Here is a 17,539-nt window from a genome sequence, read left to right as displayed (position 1 = left end):
GGAATCAACGTAATCGAGCGCCCTAAAACTGACCTTAAAGTTCGCCAGTCGGCCGGATATCCGACGCTAAAGAAGTACGGAAATCCCGCGGACCCGGCGAAAAATGCGACGGGCGGGGCGCTAGCATGGCGGCGTATCACGTGATCCATGGCCGCCCGGCATCCGGTTTACCGTCAAAAGCCCGCGCGGAGAAGTCCTTCTCCAGGAGGTTCTGTGAACGCGACTCTCGATGAACTGCGCAGCATTCTCACGGAGCTGGGCGTGCCGGCGGACGAACTGACGCCCGGCTCCCGGCTGCGGTCCGGCCTCGGCCTGGACTCCACCGAGACCGCCCAGCTGGAGCTGGAGATCGAGGAGCGGCTGCGCGCGCACGTCGACCTCTGGGACCGGCACGACTACTCCCTGGCCGAACTGGCCGAGGCGATCGACCGGGCCCCTGGGGACGGCTCCGGGGCCGGGGCCAGCGGAGAGGGCGGCCGATGACCGACGGCATCGTGCCCGTCCCCGCCGAGCGCGCCGAGGAGTACCGTCGGCGCGGCTGGTGGCAGCCCCGGCTCGTCACCGACCTGGCGCTCGGCGCCTCGCGGGCGTACCCGGACCGCTGCGCCGTCGTCGACGGCGACCGCCGGCTCACGTACGGCGAACTCGCCGCAGCCGTCGACGCGGCGGCGTCCCGGCTCCACCGCCTCGGCATCGGCCGCGGCGACCACGTGCTCGTCCAGCTGCCCAACGGCCTGGAGTACGTGGTCACCACGCTCGCCCTGATCCGGCTCGGCGCGCCTCCGGTGGTGGCCCTGCCGGCGCTGCGCGAGCACGAGCTCGACCACGTCCTGAGCGTCACCCGGCCGGTCGCGCTGGCCGTGCCGCGCCGCTCGCGCCGCTTCGACCACCTGGCCATGGCCGAGCGCCTGCGGGAGCGGCACCCGGGCATCCGCACGCTGCTCGTCACCCGCGAGGACCGGGGCACGGCGGACGAGGACCTGGCGGCCCGGGAGGGCCTGGCCGACCTCACCGCGCTGGCGCTGGGCGGCGTGCTGCCCGGCGTCGACGCCCCGGACCACGGACCGCTCCACCCCGCGGGCGACACCCCGCAGCCGCCCGACCCGCGGGACAACGCACTGTTCCTGCTCTCCAGCGGCACCACCGGCCCGCCCAAGGCGATACCGCGCCCCCACGAGGCGTTCGGGCACGTGATCGGCTCCGCGGCCGAGGTGTCCGGGCTGACCGAGTCCTCCGTCTACCTGGCGGTGCTGCCGGCGTCGCACAGCTTCGTCTTCGGCCACCCCGGGATCCTCGGCACGCTCTCGCGCGGGGGCCGGATCGTCCTCGGCTCCCCCGACGACCCCCGGCAGGCCCTGGCGATCATCGAGCGCGAAGGCGTGACGCACTGCGCCCTGGCCCCCGCGGTCCTCCTCCAGTGGCTCGCGGCCGCCGAGGCGGGCGAACACGACCTGACGAGCCTTCGGGTGCTGCAGATCGGCGGCTCGCGGCTGGACGCCACCACCGCCCGCCGGGTGCGCGAGCAGCTGGGCTGCCGGGTCCAGCAGGTCTACGGGATGAGCGAGGGCCTGCTCAACTTCACCCGCCTCGACGACCCGGACGCGGTGGTGGACGAGACCCAGGGCCGCCCCTCGGCCGCCGGCGACGAACTCCTCGTCGTCGACGAGTCCGGCCGCGCGGTGGGCCCGGGGCAGACCGGCGAACTCCTCACCCGGGGCCCCAGCGTGCTGGCCGGCTACTACGGCGAGCAGGAGGGCAACGCCCGCGCGTTCACCGCGGACGGCTACTACCGCACCGGCGACCTGGTCCGGCTGCACCCCAGCGGCAACCTGGTGGTCGCGGGGCGGGTGAAGGACGTCATCAACCGGGGTGGCGAGAAGATCCCCGCGGACGAGCTGGAGGCGGTCGTGCTGACCCACCCGGGCGTCCGCGCCGTCGCCGCGGTCGCGATGCCGCACCCCCTCTACGGCGAGGCCGTGTGCCTCTTCGTGGTGGGGGCAGCGGACGGGGCCCCCACCCTGCGCGAGCTGCGGCGCCACCTGGAGGACAAGGGGCTGGCCCGCTACAAGCTGCCGGAGCGGCTCGTTCCGGCCGAGGCGCTGCCGCTGGCCGGCGTCGGCAAGGTGAACAAGGTGGCGCTGCGCGCCGAGGCCGCGCGGCTGGTGGCGGCCGAGCGGGCTGCCCGCCCGTGACCCTCCGCGAGCGCGGTCAGGTGCGCGAACTCCCCGTGCCGGACGGCGGATCCGGGCGGTCCGAGCACGGCGAGGACCGCGGCGTACCCGGGGGGCGCGTCGAGCCGGGTCAGCCGCATCTCCTCGACCAGCCACGGCCGGCCCTCCCAGTGCGTGAGCCGGGGCGCGCCCTCCGGATCCGCCACCCCCAGCCGGTTCATGGGGAAGCGCAGTCCGTCACCGGTCGCCTTCAGTGCCGCCTCCTTGCACGTCCACACGGACAGCACCCGGTGCCGGCGCTCGGATTCCGCCAGCTCCGCGTAGCCGGGCACCTCCGCCGACGACAGCACCCGGGGGGCGAGCCGCGGCAGGTCGATGGTTCCGTCGTCGCTCTCCACGTCGATCCCCAGGGGTGTCTCCCGAGCCACGGCGAGGGCGATGTGCTCGCCCGCGTGGGACAGCGACAACTCGATGGACCCGCCCACGGCCACCCTGGGCTTGCCGTGCGGTCCGCCGCATCCGTCGCACTCCCGGATGACGGGCACCTCGCCGGGCGCGACGCCCGTGTAGCCGGCCACGGCCAGCCGGATCAGGGCGCAGCCCATGACGAACCGGGCCGCGTCACCGTCCCGGCGCAGCTGCGCGAGGCGTTCCCGCTCCTGTTCGCCGAGCAGGTCGCGGTGGTGCGCACGCACGTCGCCCACCGTCCCCCACCACACGTGGACGGTGCCCTTCGGCAGTTCCGGATTCATGTCGACGACGGCCCTCACGCGGCCACCACTCCTTCGCACGACGGATCGGACAGGACGGCTTCCATGACTCTTTCGGTGTGTGTCTTCTGCAGTTCCTCGGACTCGGTCGACGACCGGTACCTGAAGCTGGCGCAGGAGGTGGGCACGGCCGTCGCCGCCCGCGGCTGGACGCTGGTCTCCGGCGGCGAGCACGTCTCGATGATGGGCGCGGTGGCTTCCGCCGCCCGGGCGGCCGGCGGGCGGACGGTGGGGATCGTCTCGGACTCCCTGCTGCACCGCGCCGACCGCGACAGCGACCGGCTGATCGTCGCCCGGAGCATGGGTGCCCGCAAGCAGCGGATGACCGAGGAGGCCGACGCCCTGCTCGCGCTGCCGGGCGGCGTCGGCACCTGCGACGAGATCTTCACCGCCTGGACGGAACGCATGGTCGGGGCGCACGACAAGCCCCTCGTCCTGCTCGACCCCGACGACCACTTCGGCGGCCTGCTCGACTGGGTCGCCGACGCCCGGGCGCGCGGCTTCGTGCAGGAGCGCTCGCTGGCGGCGGTGCGGCAGGTGCGCACCGTCGCCGATGCCCTGGACGCCTGCGCCGGCCGGCTTCCCGCCGCCTCGCGCTGAGTCCGCCCACCCACCGAGAGGTCCCGGAGGACACCATGGAAACGACGAACCGCACGAGCCGGTGGCTGGTCACCCCCCGGCCCGACGCCGAGGCCCGGTTGACGCTCTTCTGCATCCCGTACGCGGGCGGTGGAGCGTCGATGTACCGCAGCTGGGCGCACCGGCTGCCGGCCGGGGTGGAGGTCAACGCCGTACAGCTGCCGGGCCGTGAGGAGCGCTTCCGCGAGGAGCCGCTGCGCCGGCTGGACGACGTCGTCGCCGGGCTCGGGGCGGTGCTGGCCGAGCGCACCGACCGGCCCTACGCCCTCTTCGGGCACAGCATGGGCAGCCTGCTGGCCTTCGAGACGGCCCGGTGGCTGCGCGCCCGGGGCTGCCCCGCGCCCGAGTTCGTCATGGTGTCGGGCCGCGGAGCGGCGCAGGTACCGCCGCCGTGGGCGGCCATCCACCACCTTCCGGAGGAGGAGTTCGTCCAGCGGGTCATGGAGATGCACGGCACTCCGGCCTGGGTGTTCGAGGACGAGCAGCTGCGCGCGATGGTGGTGCGGACCCTGCGGGCCGACCTGGAGGTGGTGGACACCTACCGCTACCGGGACGAGGCCCCGCTGCCCTGCCCGCTCACGGCCTTCACCAGCCCCGGCGACCGGCTCGCCCCGGTGGAGCACGTCCGCGCCTGGGCGGAGCAGACCACGGCGGACTTCCGGTACCACGAGATCGAGGGCGGGCACTTCTTCCTCCGGGACAATGCTGATGCGTTCCTCTCCGTGCTGACGTCCGAGCTCCGGGCGAGGCTCTCGTGGTGACGGCGATCCGCCGCGCCCTCCTGGTCGACCAGGTGATCGAGCACATGCGCCGGCAGATCACCGCCGGTGCCTGGCCGGTCGGGCGCCGCATTCCCACCGAGGCGGTGCTGGTCGACGAACTCCAGGTGGCCCGCAACACCGTTCGCGAGGCCGTCCGGGCACTCTCGCACTCCGGGCTCCTCCAGGTCCGGCAGGGCAGTGGCACGTACGTGCGGGCCACCAGCGAGTTGTCGGTCGCACTGCGCCGCCTGCCCACGACCGAACTGCGCGACGTGCTCCAGGTCCGGCGCGGGCTGGAGGTCGAGGCCGCGCGGCTCGCGGCCCACGTGGCGGACGAGGACGGCCTGCGCGCGCTGGAGGACCGGCTCTCGGCGTGCGAGGCGGCGGCGCGCGAGGGCGGGTGGGAGGCCCAGGCGCAGCAGGACACCGAGTTCCACACGGCACTCGTGGAGTACACCGGGAACGGCGTCCTCGCCGGTCTGTACCGCGGTTGCTACGAGGCCGTGCTGGCCAGCGTGGTCACCTGCATGGATCCGTGCGGCGCGGAGTCCGGCCTCGCCTCCCACCGCAGGCTCCTCGAAGCGGTGCGGGCCGGCGATGCCGAGCGGGCGGCGGCCGAGGCGAGCACCCATCTGTCCGCCCTGTTGCGACGGCAGGAAGCGGAACGGCCACGGCCGGTGGGCTGAGCGGCCTGGAGGACCTGACGAACCTGGCGGACCTGGTGGGCCGTCACAGCGACGACGTGCCCGCCGTCGCCAGCGGCGCCGTGGGGCACTCCAGCCACGCCTCCCTGGACAGCACGGCGCGGTGCAGGTACTGCAGCCGCGCGCTGGGCTCCATGCCCAGTTCCTCGATCAGGATGCGCCGGATGCGGTTGTACACGTCCAGGCATTCGGAGATCCGGCCGCTGCGGTAGAGGGCGATCATCAGGAAGAAGTAGAGGTTCTCCCAGATCGGCTTCTCGGCGATGAGCCCGTACAGCTCACTGGTGAGCATCGAGTGGCGCCCCAGGCCGATCTCGAGTTCGAGCCACTGCTCGTACACCGAGTTGCGCCGTTCGTCCATCTGCCGGGCGTAGTTGCGCAGGGCCGGTACGTCCCGGAGGTCGGCCAGTGCCGGACCGTTCCAGAGGGACAGGGCGTCGGAGAACGCACCCGCCGCTTCCTCCGTGCGGCCGGCCACGACCGCGGAGCGGGCCTGGGCCACCAGCGCGTCGAAGCCGTCGCGGTCCATCACATGGCCGCCCGGGCGGAACACGTACCCGGCCGGTGTCGTCGTGAGCACGCTCGGGTCGATACCGACGCCGTGGAAGTGCTTGCGCAGTTTGGAGACGTAGACCTGCAGCGCGGTGGATGCCGTGCGCGGCGGCTCGTCCGACCACAGGACGTTGATCAGCTGTGGTGCGGTGACCGGGCGACCGGCGGTGACGCACAGGGCGGCCAGCAGGGAACGGAGCTTCAGCGGGCGGGGCGTGACGTCCTCTCCCTTGTCGGTCTTCACTTCGAGCGGTCCCAGAATTTGTATCCTCAACGAACAATCCCCCTTGCTCGCGCACGCACGCACGGTATGTAGCCAAACCGTCACGCACCTGACAACCCAACCGAGCGAAACCGCGCGGTCGGTTTGATCTTCAACAGAGGGAGCGAGGATCGTCAAGTGCGGTCGCGGCTCCTCCGGCGGCACGTCCGATGCCCCGCGCCGCACGAGAACGCCGCCACCGCCCGCGCGTGATGCCTAACGGCGGAACGGGCGGCGGCACTCGGGCCCAAGGAGCGGAACCTTTCGGTCAACTTTCGACCGGAAACTCACGGGTCGATGGCTTTACTCACGCTTTAGCAGCTCGCAACCGGCGGATCGCAACCGACGGTGCCGCGGAGCCGATCGGCGGCCCGTCAGCCCAGAGCCACCGGCAGCGACACGTATCCACGCAGAGCCAGCCGGTCGGTGCGCGCGGGCGTCCCGGCGAGGGAGATCGCCGGGAACCTCGCGAACAGCTCCCGGAACGCCACCTCCGCCTCCATCCGGCCGAACGCCGAGCCCAGGCAGAAATGGGGCCCGGCCCCGAAGGAGAGCGCCTGGCCGGCCGGACGGCCGGGGTCGAAGACGTCGGGCTCCGGGAAGCGGCGGGGATCCCGGTTGGCCGCCCCGAGCAGGAGCAGCACCTGGGTGCCCTCCGCGATCCGCACCCCGCCGACCTCCGCGTCCCCGGTCGCCCACCGGTCGGTGGCCTGCGCGGGCGGGTCGTAGCGCAGGACCTCCTGCACGCAGGCGGCCGCCGCCGCGGGATCCCGCGCGATCCGGTCCCGGTCCGCCGGGCGGTCGAGCAGCACCGCGAGCCCGTTGGCCAGCAGGCTCGCGGTGGTCTCGAACCCCGCGGCGAGCATCAGCACCAGGTTCACGACCAGTTCGCGCTCGCTGAGCCGTGCGTCGTCGGTGTCGCTCACCTGGACCAGGGAGCTGATCAGGTCCTGTCCCGGCCGTTCGCGCCGCTCCCCGACGATGCGCGCGAAGTACTCCATCAGTGCGCTCGCCGCGTCGTCGGCCCGGCTCAGGTCGCGTTCGCGGCCGGCCGGTTCGAGCACGTACGCCAGCTCCGTGGCCTGGCTGCGGAACCAGGTGCGGTCCCCCGCGGGCACCCCGAGCAGGTCGCAGATCAGCGCGATCGGCAGCGGATAGGCGAAGCCGTCCACGAAGTCCACGGGCTCGCCGCCGGCGGCCCGTTCGGCCAGGCCGTCCAGGAGCCTGCGGGCGTGGCCGACCGCGGCCTCCCGCAGGGCGGCCACCCGCCGGGTGGTCAGCGGCCGGCTCAACAGGCGCCGGACGCGCTCGTGGTGCGGTGCCCGGGCCCGGATGACCGAGTCGTTGATCATGGCGGCCGAGGGGTGTTCGGCGATCCACCCGGGGCGGGTCCGCTCACGGAACTCGTTGTCCTTGACCTGGAAGACGGGGCTGCGCAGCACCTCGTCCACCTCCGCGTACCCGCAGACGACCACCCACTCGTCGTTCAGCCGGTGCACCGGCCCGCCCGCGTGCAACTCGCGGTAGACCGGGACGGGGTCCTCCCGGGCCCCGGGCGTGAACAATGCGTCGACTGCACGTAATGCGTGGTTCGTCATGCGACCCACCATGTCGGTCATCCCGCCCACCGTCAAACAAAGCCCCGGCCGAATTATTCACCAATCCGGGCAGCACGCCCGGCCGCGCTTACCCCGCCGGTTAGCCATGCTTTAGAGGAGTGCCCACAACGCATTGCTACAGTCGTCGCATTCCGCAGCGGCGACATCCGGTCAACAGGACCCTGCGGCTTCCCCTACCTGCCGACAAACCTAGGCGGACCATGCTCCGGTCATCACTCAGGACGATTCTGGCCGCTCTGATGCGCGCACTCTTCCGCCCACGAATCACCGGAATAGAGAACATCCCGGAATCCGGGCCGTGCATCATCGCGGCAAATCACCTGTCATTCTCGGACCACGTTTTCATCTCGCTGGCCACCAAGCGGCCCGTCTGCTTCATCGGCAAGGCCGAGCGGCTCACCGGCACGGGGCTGAAGGGGCTCGTCAGCAAGGTCTTCTTCAGCGCCGTGGGCATCGTCCCGGTGGAACGGGACGGCGGCCCGGGCGGCGTCGCCGCGCTGGAGCAGGCGCGCGGCGTCATCGAGGAGGGGCGGGTCTTCGGCATCCACCCCGAGGGCACCCGCTCCCCGGACGGCCGCGTCTACCGGGGCAAGACGGGAGTGGGCTGGCTCGCCATGGCGACCGGTGCCCCCGTGGTGCCGTGCGGCCTGTCCGGCACCGAGAAGGTGCAGCCCCTCGGCAGCCTCGTGCCCAGGCCGGTCCGGTTCGACATGCACTTCGGACAGCCCATGCTCTTCCCCGAGCACGTGGGGTCCGAGGGCGACCCGAAGCTGCGCCGCTCCGTCACCGACGAGATCATGCGGCAGATCCAGGAACTGTCGGGACTCGAATACGTCGGCCGATTCGCCTCGAAGGACAAGGTGACGGCCGAGAAATCCAGCCGCTGAGCGGCCCGACGCCTCCCCGGGGAATCCCTTGTTCTCTCACCTCTCGGACCGACTGCACGACCCGGTGGTCTACGCGCTCCCGGTCGTCGCCCTGATCATCCTCGTCGAGTTCACGGCCATACGCCTGGACCGCGACGAACGGAAACGCTTCGACCCCCGGGACACCCGGGCGAACATCGTCACCGGGCTCGGCGCCCTGGTGATATCCAGCGTGCTGCGCACGGCGGCCCTGGTGTTCTACGCCTGGCTCTACACCTCCGCGGCACCGTTCCGGCTGCCGGCGGACTCCTGGTACACCTGGGTCGTCCTCTTCTTCGGCGTCGACCTCACGATCTACGCCTACCACCGGATGACGCACCGGATACGGCTGCTGTGGGCGGGCCACCAGGTCCACCACTCCAGCCAGTACCTCAACGTGTCGGTCGCCCTGCGCCGCAAGTGGGCCCAGTGGTTCGAGAAGCTGATGTGGCTGCCGCTCCCCCTGTTGGGCGTGCCCCCCGTCCTGGTCTTCACCATGCACTCGGTCCACCTGATCTACGGGCTCTTCGCCCACACCGAGAAGATCGGCAAGCTGCCCCGGCCCATCGAGGCCGTCTTCGTGACGCCCTCCCACCACCGGGTGCACCACGGCAGCGACCCGGTGTACCTCGACCGGAACTACGGCAGCATCCTGATCATCTGGGACCGCATGTTCGGCACGTTCCAGCCCGAACTCCACCGCCCCACCTACGGTCTGACGAAGCAGATCGACACCCACAGCATCTGGCGCATCCAGTGGCACGAGTTCGCCCGGATGTTCCAGGACATCCGCCGGGCGCAGAGCTGGCGCGACCGGGCCGGCTACGTCTTCGGTCCGCCCGGCTGGCGGCCCGCCCGGGACACCGGGAACTTCGAGTATTCCGACCACAGGGGGACCTCATGACGCCCGACGCCACCACCGGCGACACCACCACCGACCGCACGACCACGGGAGCCGCCCGGCTGCGGGAGCTCTTCGCGAGGCCGGGGGTCATCCGGCTGGCCGGCGCCCACAACCCCCTCGGGGCACGCCTGGCGGAGCGGGCGGGGTTCGACGGCGTGTGGTCGAGCGGACTGGAGATCTCCGCGTCGCAGGGGCTGCCCGACTGCGACCTGCTCACCATGTCCGAGCTGCTGGCGGTCGCCGGCGCGATGGCCGGCGCCGTGGACGTCCCCCTGGTCGCGGACTGCGACGCGGGGTACGGCAACGCACTCAACGTCATGCACATGATCCGGCGGTACGAGCGTGCGGGCGTCGCCGCCGTCAGCATCGAGGACAAGGTGTTCCCCAAGGTGAACAGCTTCGTCCCCGGGCGCCAGGACCTCACCCCGGTGGACGAGTTCTGCGGGAAGATCGAGGCGGCGAAGAGCGCCCGGCGCGGCAGTGACCTCATGATCATCGCCCGCATCGAGGCCCTCATCGCCGGACGCGACATGGACGAGGCGCTGGCGAGGGGCGAGGCGTACGCGGAGGCCGGGGCGGACGCGGTCCTCATCCACGCCAAGGGCGCCTCCCCCGAGCCCGTGCTGGAATTCCTGCGGCAGTGGCGCCCGGACGTCCCGGTGGTCGTGGTTCCGACCACCTACCACACGATCAGCGCGGACGAGCTGGGCGCGGCCGGCGCGAAGATGGTCATCTACGCCAACCACGGCCTGCGGGCGGCGATCAGCGCGGTCACGCAGGTCTTCGACTCGATCCTCCGCGAGGGCCGCAGCACGGCCGTCGAGGAGCGGATCGCGCCGCTCTCGACGGTCTTCTCCCTCCAGGGGCTGGCCGAGCTGAAGGAGGACGAGGAGCGCTTCGTCCGTGGTGGCGTGCCCGTCGCCGGGCAGGTCGCGTGATGACCCGGACGACCCCCGCGAACGGCCCCACGAACGCCCCCGCGAACGGCCCGGCGGCGGCCCCCGCGAAGGCGCTGGACGCGGAGGAGGTCGTCGCGGCCTTCCGCGCGGCGGGTTTCGGGCCGTTCACCGGAGTCCCCTGTTCCTACCTCGGCCCGGTGATCAGCTGCCTGGAGAGCCGGCACCCCGACGACTACCTCATCGCGGCCAACGAAGGAGAGGCCGTGGCGATCGCCGCCGGCGCCCGGCTGGCCGGGCGCCGGCCCGTCGTCATCCTGCAGAACTCCGGCCTCGGCAACGCCGTCAACCCGCTGACCTCGCTCTGCCACACGCTGCGGCTGCCCGTCCTGCTCCTCGTCACCTGGCGCGGCGAACCCGGCACGCCGGACGAGCCGCAGCACGAGCTGATGGGGCGGATCACGCCCGGGCTCCTCTCCGCCATGGACATCCGCAACGAACTCCTCCCGGACACCGGGGAGTTGCTGGCCGAACGCCTGCGCGCCGCGGCGGCCCACATGGACGCCACCGGCCTGCCCTTCGCCTTCGTCGTGCCCAAGGGCGCCGTCGCTCCCCTCCCCCGGCCCCCGCGGCAGCCGTCCGGCGACGGCAGTGCCCTGCTGCGCAGCGAGGCGATCGGCCACGTCATGCGGCTCGTCGGCGACCGGGCGCTGGTCGTCGCCACGACCGGCAAGACCGCCCGCGAGCTGGAACGCGACCAGGACCGGCCCGGGAACCTGTACGTCGTCGGCTCGATGGGCTGCGCCTCCAGCGTGGCGCTCGGCGTCGCCCTGCACGCGCCGTCGAGGCAGGTGGTGGTGCTGGACGGCGACGGCGCGGCACTCATGCGCCTGGAGGCGATGGCGACGATCGGCCGGACGGCCCCGCCGAACCTGCTGCACGTCGTCTTCGACAACGGCGCGTACGAATCGACGGGCGGTCAGCCGACGGGTTCGGCCCACGTGGACTTCGCCGCAGTGGCCACGGCCTGCGGCTACCGCCACGCGGCCGACGTGACGACCGCCGAGGGCCTCGCGCAGGCCCTGTCGCGGCAGCCCGCCGGCGACGGACCGTCGCTGCTGCGCGTGCACGTCGCGCCGTACTCCGACCCCGGCCTCGGCCGGCCCGCCCTGCCCCCGCCGGCCTCGGCCGCGCGCTTCTCCGCGGAGGCCACCGCATGACGACCCGGTTCGCCGCCCCACCGGAGGGCTCCGCGTCCCGCCGGACGGTCCTGATGAACCCGGGGCCCGTGAACACCGACGAGACCGTCCGCGCCGCGCTCGGCGGGCCCGACCTGTGCCATCGCGAGCCGGAGTTCGGCGCGCTGATGACCCGGGTGCGCCGGAAGATCACCACCGTGTGCGGGGGCGGCGAGGAGCACACGTCGGTCGTCCTGACCGGCTCGGGCACCTCGGCCCTCGAAGCCGCCGTCGTCTCCGCCCTGCCCGAGGGCGGGGCGCTGCTGGTCGTGGACAACGGCCACTACGGGAAACGGCTCCACGACATCGCCCGTGCCCACGGCATCCGGTGCGTGCGCCTCGAACTCGGCTGGGGCACGCCGGTCGACGCGGACCGCGTCGACCGGGAGCTCGCCGCGGATCCGGGCCTCACCCACCTCGCGGTCGTGCACCACGAGACGAGCACCGGCATGCTCAACGACGTGGCCGAGCTCGCCTCGGTGGCCCGCGCCCACGGCCGCCGGATCATCGTCGACGCCGTCAGCAGCGTGGGCGCGGAGTCCCTCGACGTCGCGCGCGACGGTATCGACTGGCTCGCCGGCAGCGCCAACAAGTGCCTGGAGGGCATGCCGGGCCTCGCGTTCGTCTGCGCGTCCCGGGACGCCTTCGAAGAGCTCGCGGGCCACCCCCCGCGGAGCTACTACCTCGACCTGCACAGGCACTACGCGGCGCAGGAAAAGGCCCAGGCACCCGCCTTCACCCCGGCGGTCCCGCTGTTCTACGCCTTCGAGACGGCGCTGGACCTGGCCCTCGCCGAGGGCGCGGCGGCCCGCGGCCGGCGCTACGGCGCACTCGCCGACAGGCTGCGGGCCGGTCTCACCGAGCTCGGGCTGGACATCCCGCTCGACCCGCGGCACCGGGCCGTCGGCCTCACGGTGGTCCGCCTCCCCGAAGGCGTGCGCTACCCGGATCTGCACCGGGCCCTCAAGGACGAGGGGTTCGTCGTCTACGCGGCCCAGGAGGAGCTGTCGGCCGGGTTCTTCCGGCTCTCCACCATGGGCACCATGGACGAGCGGGACATCGACCGCTTCCTCGCCATGCTCGGCCGGGTCCTGCCCCGGCTGCGGGACCGGACGCCCGGAGGGGAGGCCGCGTGAACCCGGCGGACGACCCGACGTCGGCCGTCCACCGGCTGGCCCTCGTGGGCGGCGGCCCCCGGGCCACGTACGCGCTGGAACGCCTGTCGGCCCAGATCGCCCGGCTGGGCCTCGACGGGCGCCTGGACGTACGGGTCTTCGAACGTTCCGGGGAGTTCGGCTCCGGCGAGGCCCACAGCCCGTCGCAGCCCAGGACGAGCTACCTGAACCGGATCAGCAGCCAGGTGTCCTTCGCCGCGGACGAGTCCGTGAAGGACGCCGGGCCGCTGCGGCCCGCCCCGCTGCGGCCCACCCTCCACGAGTGGTGCCGACGGCGTTTCGCCGAGACCGGCCACGCCGACCTCGATCTCGCCCCCGGGGACTGGCCCAAGCGCTACGTCCACGGGGCGGCGTTGCAGGACATGTTCGGCACCTTCGTGAGCGAGCTGCGCGCCCGCCCCGGCGTCGAGGTGCGGCTGCACCACACCGAGGTGGTGGACATCGCCCCGCACGCCGACGGGCTCGTGGTGCACACCGCCGACGGCGAGGCCTTCCCCGTGGACCAGGTCCTGCTGGTGACGGGGCACACGCACCACGACCCGCGGCGCACCGAACGCACGCGCGGGCCGGCGGAGTTCGCCGACCGCACCGGGTGCGCGTACGTTCCGTACGCCTACCCGCTGGACCGGGCGCTGCCACCGCGGATCACCGGGCCCGCCCGGGTCGTCGGCATCGCCGGCCTGGGGCTGACGGCGATCGACGAGATCCTGTACCTGACCGAGGGGCGGGGCGGGAGCTTCCTCCCCGACGCGGACGGCGGGCTGCGCTACCGGCCCAGCGGTGCCGAGCCGGCGAAGCTCCTGGCCTTCAGCGAGACGGGCGTGTTCACCTTCGCCCGCCCCGACAACCGCAAGGAGGCCGACCCGGACCGCCTGGAGCACCGCGGCGTGTTCCTCACCGACGAGGCGATCGACCGGCTGCGGACGAGCGTCGGCACCCCGCGCGGCGAAGGCGGCGGGTCCGGTCAGCTCGACTTCGAACGGGACGTCCTGCCCCTCGTCGTCCTGGAGATGGCCTGGCTCCACTACGCCACGCTCTTCGGCCGGCGGGCGGGCGACTTCCTGAAGGACCGGGCGGGTGCGGCGTACCGCGCGTTCCTCGCCGGCCGGTCGCCGCACGGCGACCGGCCGGGCGATCCGACCCGGCTCCTGGGCCCGCTCGAAGCGGCGGTGGACGAGATCACCGCCGTGCTCGAAGCGGTCCTGGACGGCGGTGACCGGCAGGCGGACGCGGTGGCGCGAACTCCCGGCTGGTCGGCCGAGGAGGCGATGCTGCGCTGGATCGAGGTCGTCTTCGGCGCCGGGCCGGCCAGCCGGGCGCGGACGGCGTGGCTCCGGGGCCCGGACGCCCTGCGCCGCGCCGTGGCGACGTGGACCTCGCCGTGGCGCCTCGACGAGCGGCCGGCCGGCAACCGGTTCGACTGGGCGCGCACCGTCGGGCCCCTGGACGCGGCGGACCTCGGCACGCCCGGGCGGTACCGGGAGGCGCTGCTCGACTTCATGGACCGCGACCAGCGGTGGGCCACCCAGGGCAATCTGGACAACCCCCACAAGGCCGCCGCGGACGGCGTGTGGCGGGACCTGCGCTCGGTGATCTCCCGGGCCGTGGACGACGGCGGACTGACACCCGCCTCCCACCGGGTCTTCCTCAGCCGCTACGTCCGGCTGCACAACCGCCTCGCCAACGGCGCGGCGCCCGAGGTGATGGAGCGCATCCGCGCCCTCGTCCGGCACGGTCTGCTGGACGTCGGCACCGGCCCCGGTGCCGAGCTGCACCTGGACGAGGAGACGGGGCGGTTCCGCGTGGACGGTCCGGCCACGGGCGCGTCCTGCCGGGTGGACACCCTGGTCGATGCCCGGGTGCACGCCTTCGACCCGCTCCGGGACGCCTCACCCCTGTTCCGGAACCTGCTGGAGCACGGAACGGTACGGCTGTGGCGCAACGTCTCCGCGACCGGCGACGCGTTCGAACCGGGCGGACTCGACCTCACCGACCGCCACCACCCCGTCCGACGCGACGGCACGACGGAGGACCGCATCACCGTCCTGGGCCCCCCGGCCGAGGGGCGGAGGTCCTTCCTGCTCTCCGCGCTCCGGCCGGACACCGACCACTACGTGATGCGGGACACCGTGACCTGGCTGGACGGCTTCTGGCAGCTCCTGGAACGGAGCCGCGCGGCCCGCCGATGAGCTGTGGTAGACACTGTCCATGGCCGAGGAGAGCTCTCTTCGAGAGCGACTGATCGACATCGGAGAGCACCTGGTACTGACCGAGGGCTCCGCCTCCTCGGGACTGCGGGAGATCGCCCGCCGGGCGGGGGTGTCGCACGGGGCGCCGCGCCGGCACTTCCCCACGCACCGCACCCTGCTCGCGGCGATCGCCCGACGCGGCTTCGAGGACCTCAGGGCCCGCTTCGAGGCCGCGGTCGCCGGCGGGACGACGCCGCGGGACAGGCTGGCCGCCCTCACGCGGGTCTACCTCGGGTACGCACTGGAGCGCCGCGCGATGTTCGAGCTGATGTTCCGTCACGACCTGCTCGACAGCACCCGGCTGCGGGACTCCACGCTCCCACTGTTCGAACGCATCGTCGAGCTCGTCGCCCACTGCCGGGCGGAACGGAACACCGCCCGGCCCGGACCACCCCCCACCGTCACCGCCGCCGCACTGTGGTCGAACCTGCACGGCATCGCCCAACTCCGGGCCTGGGGCAGCCTCCAACTCTCCGCCGGCCCACCGGCGTCGGACGGGCACTGCCCCGACGGCAGCCGGCTCGACCGGCTCGTCGCCGCCGTACTGGACGCCCACCTCGGCCCGGTGGGCCCCTCACACCCATCGCCGGAGCGGCCGCAGCCGTGACCACGGCACCGGTCGATCCGCCCGCCGTCCGGGTCGAGGAACGACGGCACCGGCTGCGGCCACCCGCCGGACGGGCCCGGTCGCCCGACCGGGCCCGTCGCGGTCAGCTAGTCAGCCGGTCAGGACAGGGTCCAGCTCTCGCCGGCGGCGCTCGAACTCGCGCCGGTCTCCTGGTCCACTGCCGTTCCCTGCGTGGTCGAGCCGGCGGTGCCCACGGTCAGGCCGCTGCCGACGCCGACCAGCACGTACTTGTTGCCGGTGGGGCTGCCGGTGAGGTCCAGCGCCCACTGCTGGTTGGTGCCGCCGTTGCAGGTCCACTGCTGCAACTGCACGCCGGTGGCGGTCGAGTAGCCGGGGACGTCCAGACAGAGTCCGCTGTTGACGCCGGTCAGGGTGTAGATGTTGTCCGCCACCCTGGTGAGCCGCCACTTCTGGTTGGCACCACCGGTCGACGGCCACTGGATGACCCCGGTTCCGGTGGCCGTGGAGGCACCGGACACGTCCAGCAGCATCGAACTCGCCGCGTTGGTGAGGGTGTAGGTGCCGGCGGCGGGGATTCCGCCGCCGGCCGACCAGGTGCCCGCGGAGGTGTCGAGGGACCAGCTGGGGTACTGGCCGAGGTTCAGCGTCGTCCCCCGGATGGTCAGCGGGAGCCAGATCAGCTTGGAGTTGCCCAGGTCGCCGGTGTTCCAGCGGTCCCCCGCGTAGAGGTACGTGGTGCCCGAGGAGCCCTGGACGGTGATGATGTTGGCCGTCTGGCTCTCGTACGTGTTGGTGCCGGGGGCGGCCACGTCCCGCCACGGCGACCACGGTCCGCTCGGGGACGTCGCGGTGGCGTAGACGTTGTCGTTCAGGTACCAGCCCGACAGGTGCGACCCCATCAGGTAGTAGATGCCGCCCACCTTCACCATGGCCGGGGACTCGATGCTGCCGCCGCCCAGGAGCGCGACCGCGCTGTCCACCGAGAGGTAGTCGGCGGAGAGCTTGTCGATCCGCAGGCCGCCGTTGTTGCGGTCCTCGGTCAGCAGGTAGCCCGTGCCGTCGGATTCCTGGAACAGGCCGAGGTCACGGCTGACGTTGCCGAGCGGCCGGAAGCTGCCCCGGTAGACGTACGGGCCGCAGGGGGTGCTGCTGGTGGCCACGCCGGCCTTCGCCTCGGAGTAGTCGGCGCTGTCGATGTGCACGTACATCACGTACGTGCTGGTCGACGCGTTGTAGATGACCTTCGGCCGCTCGACGATCCGGTTCGGCCCGAGGTCTCCGCTGCTCTGCTTGGCCAGGGCCACGCCCTGGTAGGTCCAGGTGCCGAGGTCGTTGGAGGTGTAGCAGGGGATGTCCTGGAACGAGGTGTTCGCCGACGTCTGGCCGGTCTTGTCCTCGCCGAAGCCGTACCAGGTGCTTCCCGCCTTGACGATGCCCAGCCCGTGCAGCTGAAGGGTGTTGCCGTTCTGGTCGGTGCGGGTGCCTCCCAGGGTGAACGCCACCGGGGCCGCGGCCGGGGCCGCCTGGGCCTGTGCGGCGGGCAGCAGCACCGCCGAGAAGGCGCCGACCAGGGCGAGCAGCCCGGCAAGTGCGGTTCGCCACCGGCTGACCGGCCGGCTGTCGCCTGAAGGACAGTGGGACAAGGGGTTCACCTCTCCATGAGGACGTGGTGTCAGCTGTGGAGCCGCACAGTGGTCCACTCGAAGCGTCCATGACATCGGATGGATTAACCCCCAAAGGTCGGGTGCTTGTCCAGGGTTCTGACAACTTCCGCCGCTCTACTGCAGGGAAGAGGGGCGATTCATCCGACCTGACGGCGTCAAACATAGGATGTATGGCTCCCCGCGCGTCGACCCGGATCAGCGCCGCCCGCATCGAGCGCCCGAAGGCCGTCCACCTCGCCGTCACGGTGAAACTTTCAGCCGCGGGATCGAACCGATCGGCCATTTCGCGGGGAAGTCAGGGATGAACCCAACCATCCCTTGACAGCTTGCAGCCACTGATGCAGCGTCAACAGCCCGAAACACCACCGAAACAAGAGCGGGCGCAGCCGGTAGCGCGATCGAAAATGTGAGCGCTCACACGCCTGCGACGGACCCGTGTGG

15 protein-coding genes and 1 pseudogene are annotated in these 17,539 nt (G+C 72.5%); 12 read left to right on the top strand and 4 right to left on the bottom strand.

What is annotated here, in order from left to right:
* The first annotated feature begins 213 nt into the window (after nt 1-213).
* Nucleotides 214-483, top strand: coding sequence for an acyl carrier protein (locus tag OP86_RS08340; RefSeq protein ID WP_030257785.1), 270 nt, complete (start codon nt 214-216; stop codon nt 481-483).
* Complete coding sequence (locus OP86_RS08335) at nt 480-2,192, top strand: (2,3-dihydroxybenzoyl)adenylate synthase (RefSeq protein ID WP_030257782.1); 1,713 nt, start codon at nt 480-482, stop codon at nt 2,190-2,192. The genes OP86_RS08340 and OP86_RS08335 overlap by 4 nt, the downstream gene beginning before the upstream one ends.
* Nucleotides 2,193-2,356: 164 nt before the next feature.
* Here the strand turns inward: OP86_RS08335 and OP86_RS37865 are convergent.
* A pseudogene (locus OP86_RS37865) lies at nt 2,357-2,776 on the bottom strand (4'-phosphopantetheinyl transferase family protein); the annotation flags it as partial.
* Between the two features lie 210 nt (nt 2,777-2,986).
* Here OP86_RS37865 and OP86_RS08325 point away from each other — a divergent pair.
* From OP86_RS08325 to OP86_RS08315, 3 genes are read left to right on the top strand one after another with little or no spacing between them, the layout of a single operon-like run.
* A complete protein-coding gene (locus OP86_RS08325; RefSeq protein WP_030058619.1) occupies nt 2,987-3,541 on the top strand; it encodes an LOG family protein in 555 nt (184 codons plus the stop codon).
* Between the two features lie 35 nt (nt 3,542-3,576).
* Nucleotides 3,577-4,341, top strand: a complete 765-nt coding sequence (locus OP86_RS08320; protein ID WP_030257776.1) for a thioesterase II family protein — start codon at nt 3,577-3,579, stop codon at nt 4,339-4,341.
* A complete protein-coding gene (locus OP86_RS08315; RefSeq protein ID WP_030058620.1) occupies nt 4,338-5,027 on the top strand; it encodes a FadR/GntR family transcriptional regulator in 690 nt (229 codons plus the stop codon). The genes OP86_RS08320 and OP86_RS08315 overlap by 4 nt, the downstream gene beginning before the upstream one ends.
* A gap of 43 nt (nt 5,028-5,070) precedes the next feature.
* Here OP86_RS08315 and OP86_RS08310 read toward each other — a convergent pair whose 3' ends face one another.
* Both OP86_RS08310 and OP86_RS08305 read right to left on the bottom strand, forming a co-directional pair.
* On the bottom strand, nt 5,071-5,841 hold the full coding sequence (locus OP86_RS08310) for an AfsR/SARP family transcriptional regulator (RefSeq protein ID WP_199815191.1): 771 nt from the start codon (nt 5,839-5,841) through the stop codon (nt 5,071-5,073).
* A gap of 392 nt (nt 5,842-6,233) precedes the next feature.
* Nucleotides 6,234-7,457: a cytochrome P450 gene (locus tag OP86_RS08305; protein WP_030058622.1), complete on the bottom strand. Its 1,224-nt coding sequence runs from the start codon at nt 7,455-7,457 to the stop codon at nt 6,234-6,236.
* A 260-nt stretch (nt 7,458-7,717) separates the two neighbouring features.
* Here OP86_RS08305 and OP86_RS08300 point away from each other — a divergent pair, with 260 nt between their 5' ends.
* From OP86_RS08300 to OP86_RS08270, 7 genes are read left to right on the top strand one after another with little or no spacing between them, the layout of a single operon-like run.
* The gene (locus OP86_RS08300; RefSeq protein ID WP_425337751.1) at nt 7,718-8,365 is read left to right on the top strand and encodes a lysophospholipid acyltransferase family protein; all 648 of its coding nucleotides are present in this window, start codon (nt 7,718-7,720) and stop codon (nt 8,363-8,365) included.
* A gap of 28 nt (nt 8,366-8,393) precedes the next feature.
* A complete protein-coding gene (locus OP86_RS08295; RefSeq protein ID WP_051829847.1) occupies nt 8,394-9,287 on the top strand; it encodes a sterol desaturase family protein in 894 nt (297 codons plus the stop codon).
* The gene (locus OP86_RS08290) at nt 9,284-10,225 is read left to right on the top strand and encodes an isocitrate lyase/phosphoenolpyruvate mutase family protein (RefSeq protein ID WP_051829846.1); all 942 of its coding nucleotides are present in this window, start codon (nt 9,284-9,286) and stop codon (nt 10,223-10,225) included. Before OP86_RS08295 ends, OP86_RS08290 begins: the two co-directional genes overlap by 4 nt.
* Nucleotides 10,225-11,403, top strand: a complete 1,179-nt coding sequence (gene aepY, locus OP86_RS08285) for a phosphonopyruvate decarboxylase (protein ID WP_078588787.1) — start codon at nt 10,225-10,227, stop codon at nt 11,401-11,403. Before OP86_RS08290 ends, aepY begins: the two co-directional genes overlap by 1 nt.
* The gene (locus OP86_RS08280; protein ID WP_051829845.1) at nt 11,400-12,557 is read left to right on the top strand and encodes a 2-aminoethylphosphonate aminotransferase; all 1,158 of its coding nucleotides are present in this window, start codon (nt 11,400-11,402) and stop codon (nt 12,555-12,557) included. Before aepY ends, OP86_RS08280 begins: the two co-directional genes overlap by 4 nt.
* Nucleotides 12,554-14,785, top strand: a complete 2,232-nt coding sequence (locus tag OP86_RS08275; protein WP_063832327.1) for an FAD/NAD(P)-binding protein — start codon at nt 12,554-12,556, stop codon at nt 14,783-14,785. Before OP86_RS08280 ends, OP86_RS08275 begins: the two co-directional genes overlap by 4 nt.
* Before the next feature lie 19 nt (nt 14,786-14,804).
* Nucleotides 14,805-15,452, top strand: a complete 648-nt coding sequence (locus tag OP86_RS08270) for a TetR/AcrR family transcriptional regulator (RefSeq protein ID WP_030257764.1) — start codon at nt 14,805-14,807, stop codon at nt 15,450-15,452.
* Between the two features lie 119 nt (nt 15,453-15,571).
* Here the strand turns inward: OP86_RS08270 and OP86_RS08265 are convergent, their stop codons facing one another.
* Entirely contained in the window at nt 15,572-17,077 is a 1,506-nt protein-coding gene (locus OP86_RS08265) for an RICIN domain-containing protein (RefSeq protein WP_030061707.1), read from the bottom strand.
* Between the last annotated feature and the right edge of the window lie 462 nt (nt 17,078-17,539).

The organism is Streptomyces novaecaesareae (assembly GCF_000716875.1).
GTDB classification, from domain to species: Bacteria; Actinomycetota; Actinomycetes; order Streptomycetales; family Streptomycetaceae; genus Kitasatospora; species Kitasatospora novaecaesareae.
Note: the sequence above shows the minus strand (reverse complement) of the source record. Positions and strands in the feature narration are given on the sequence as shown.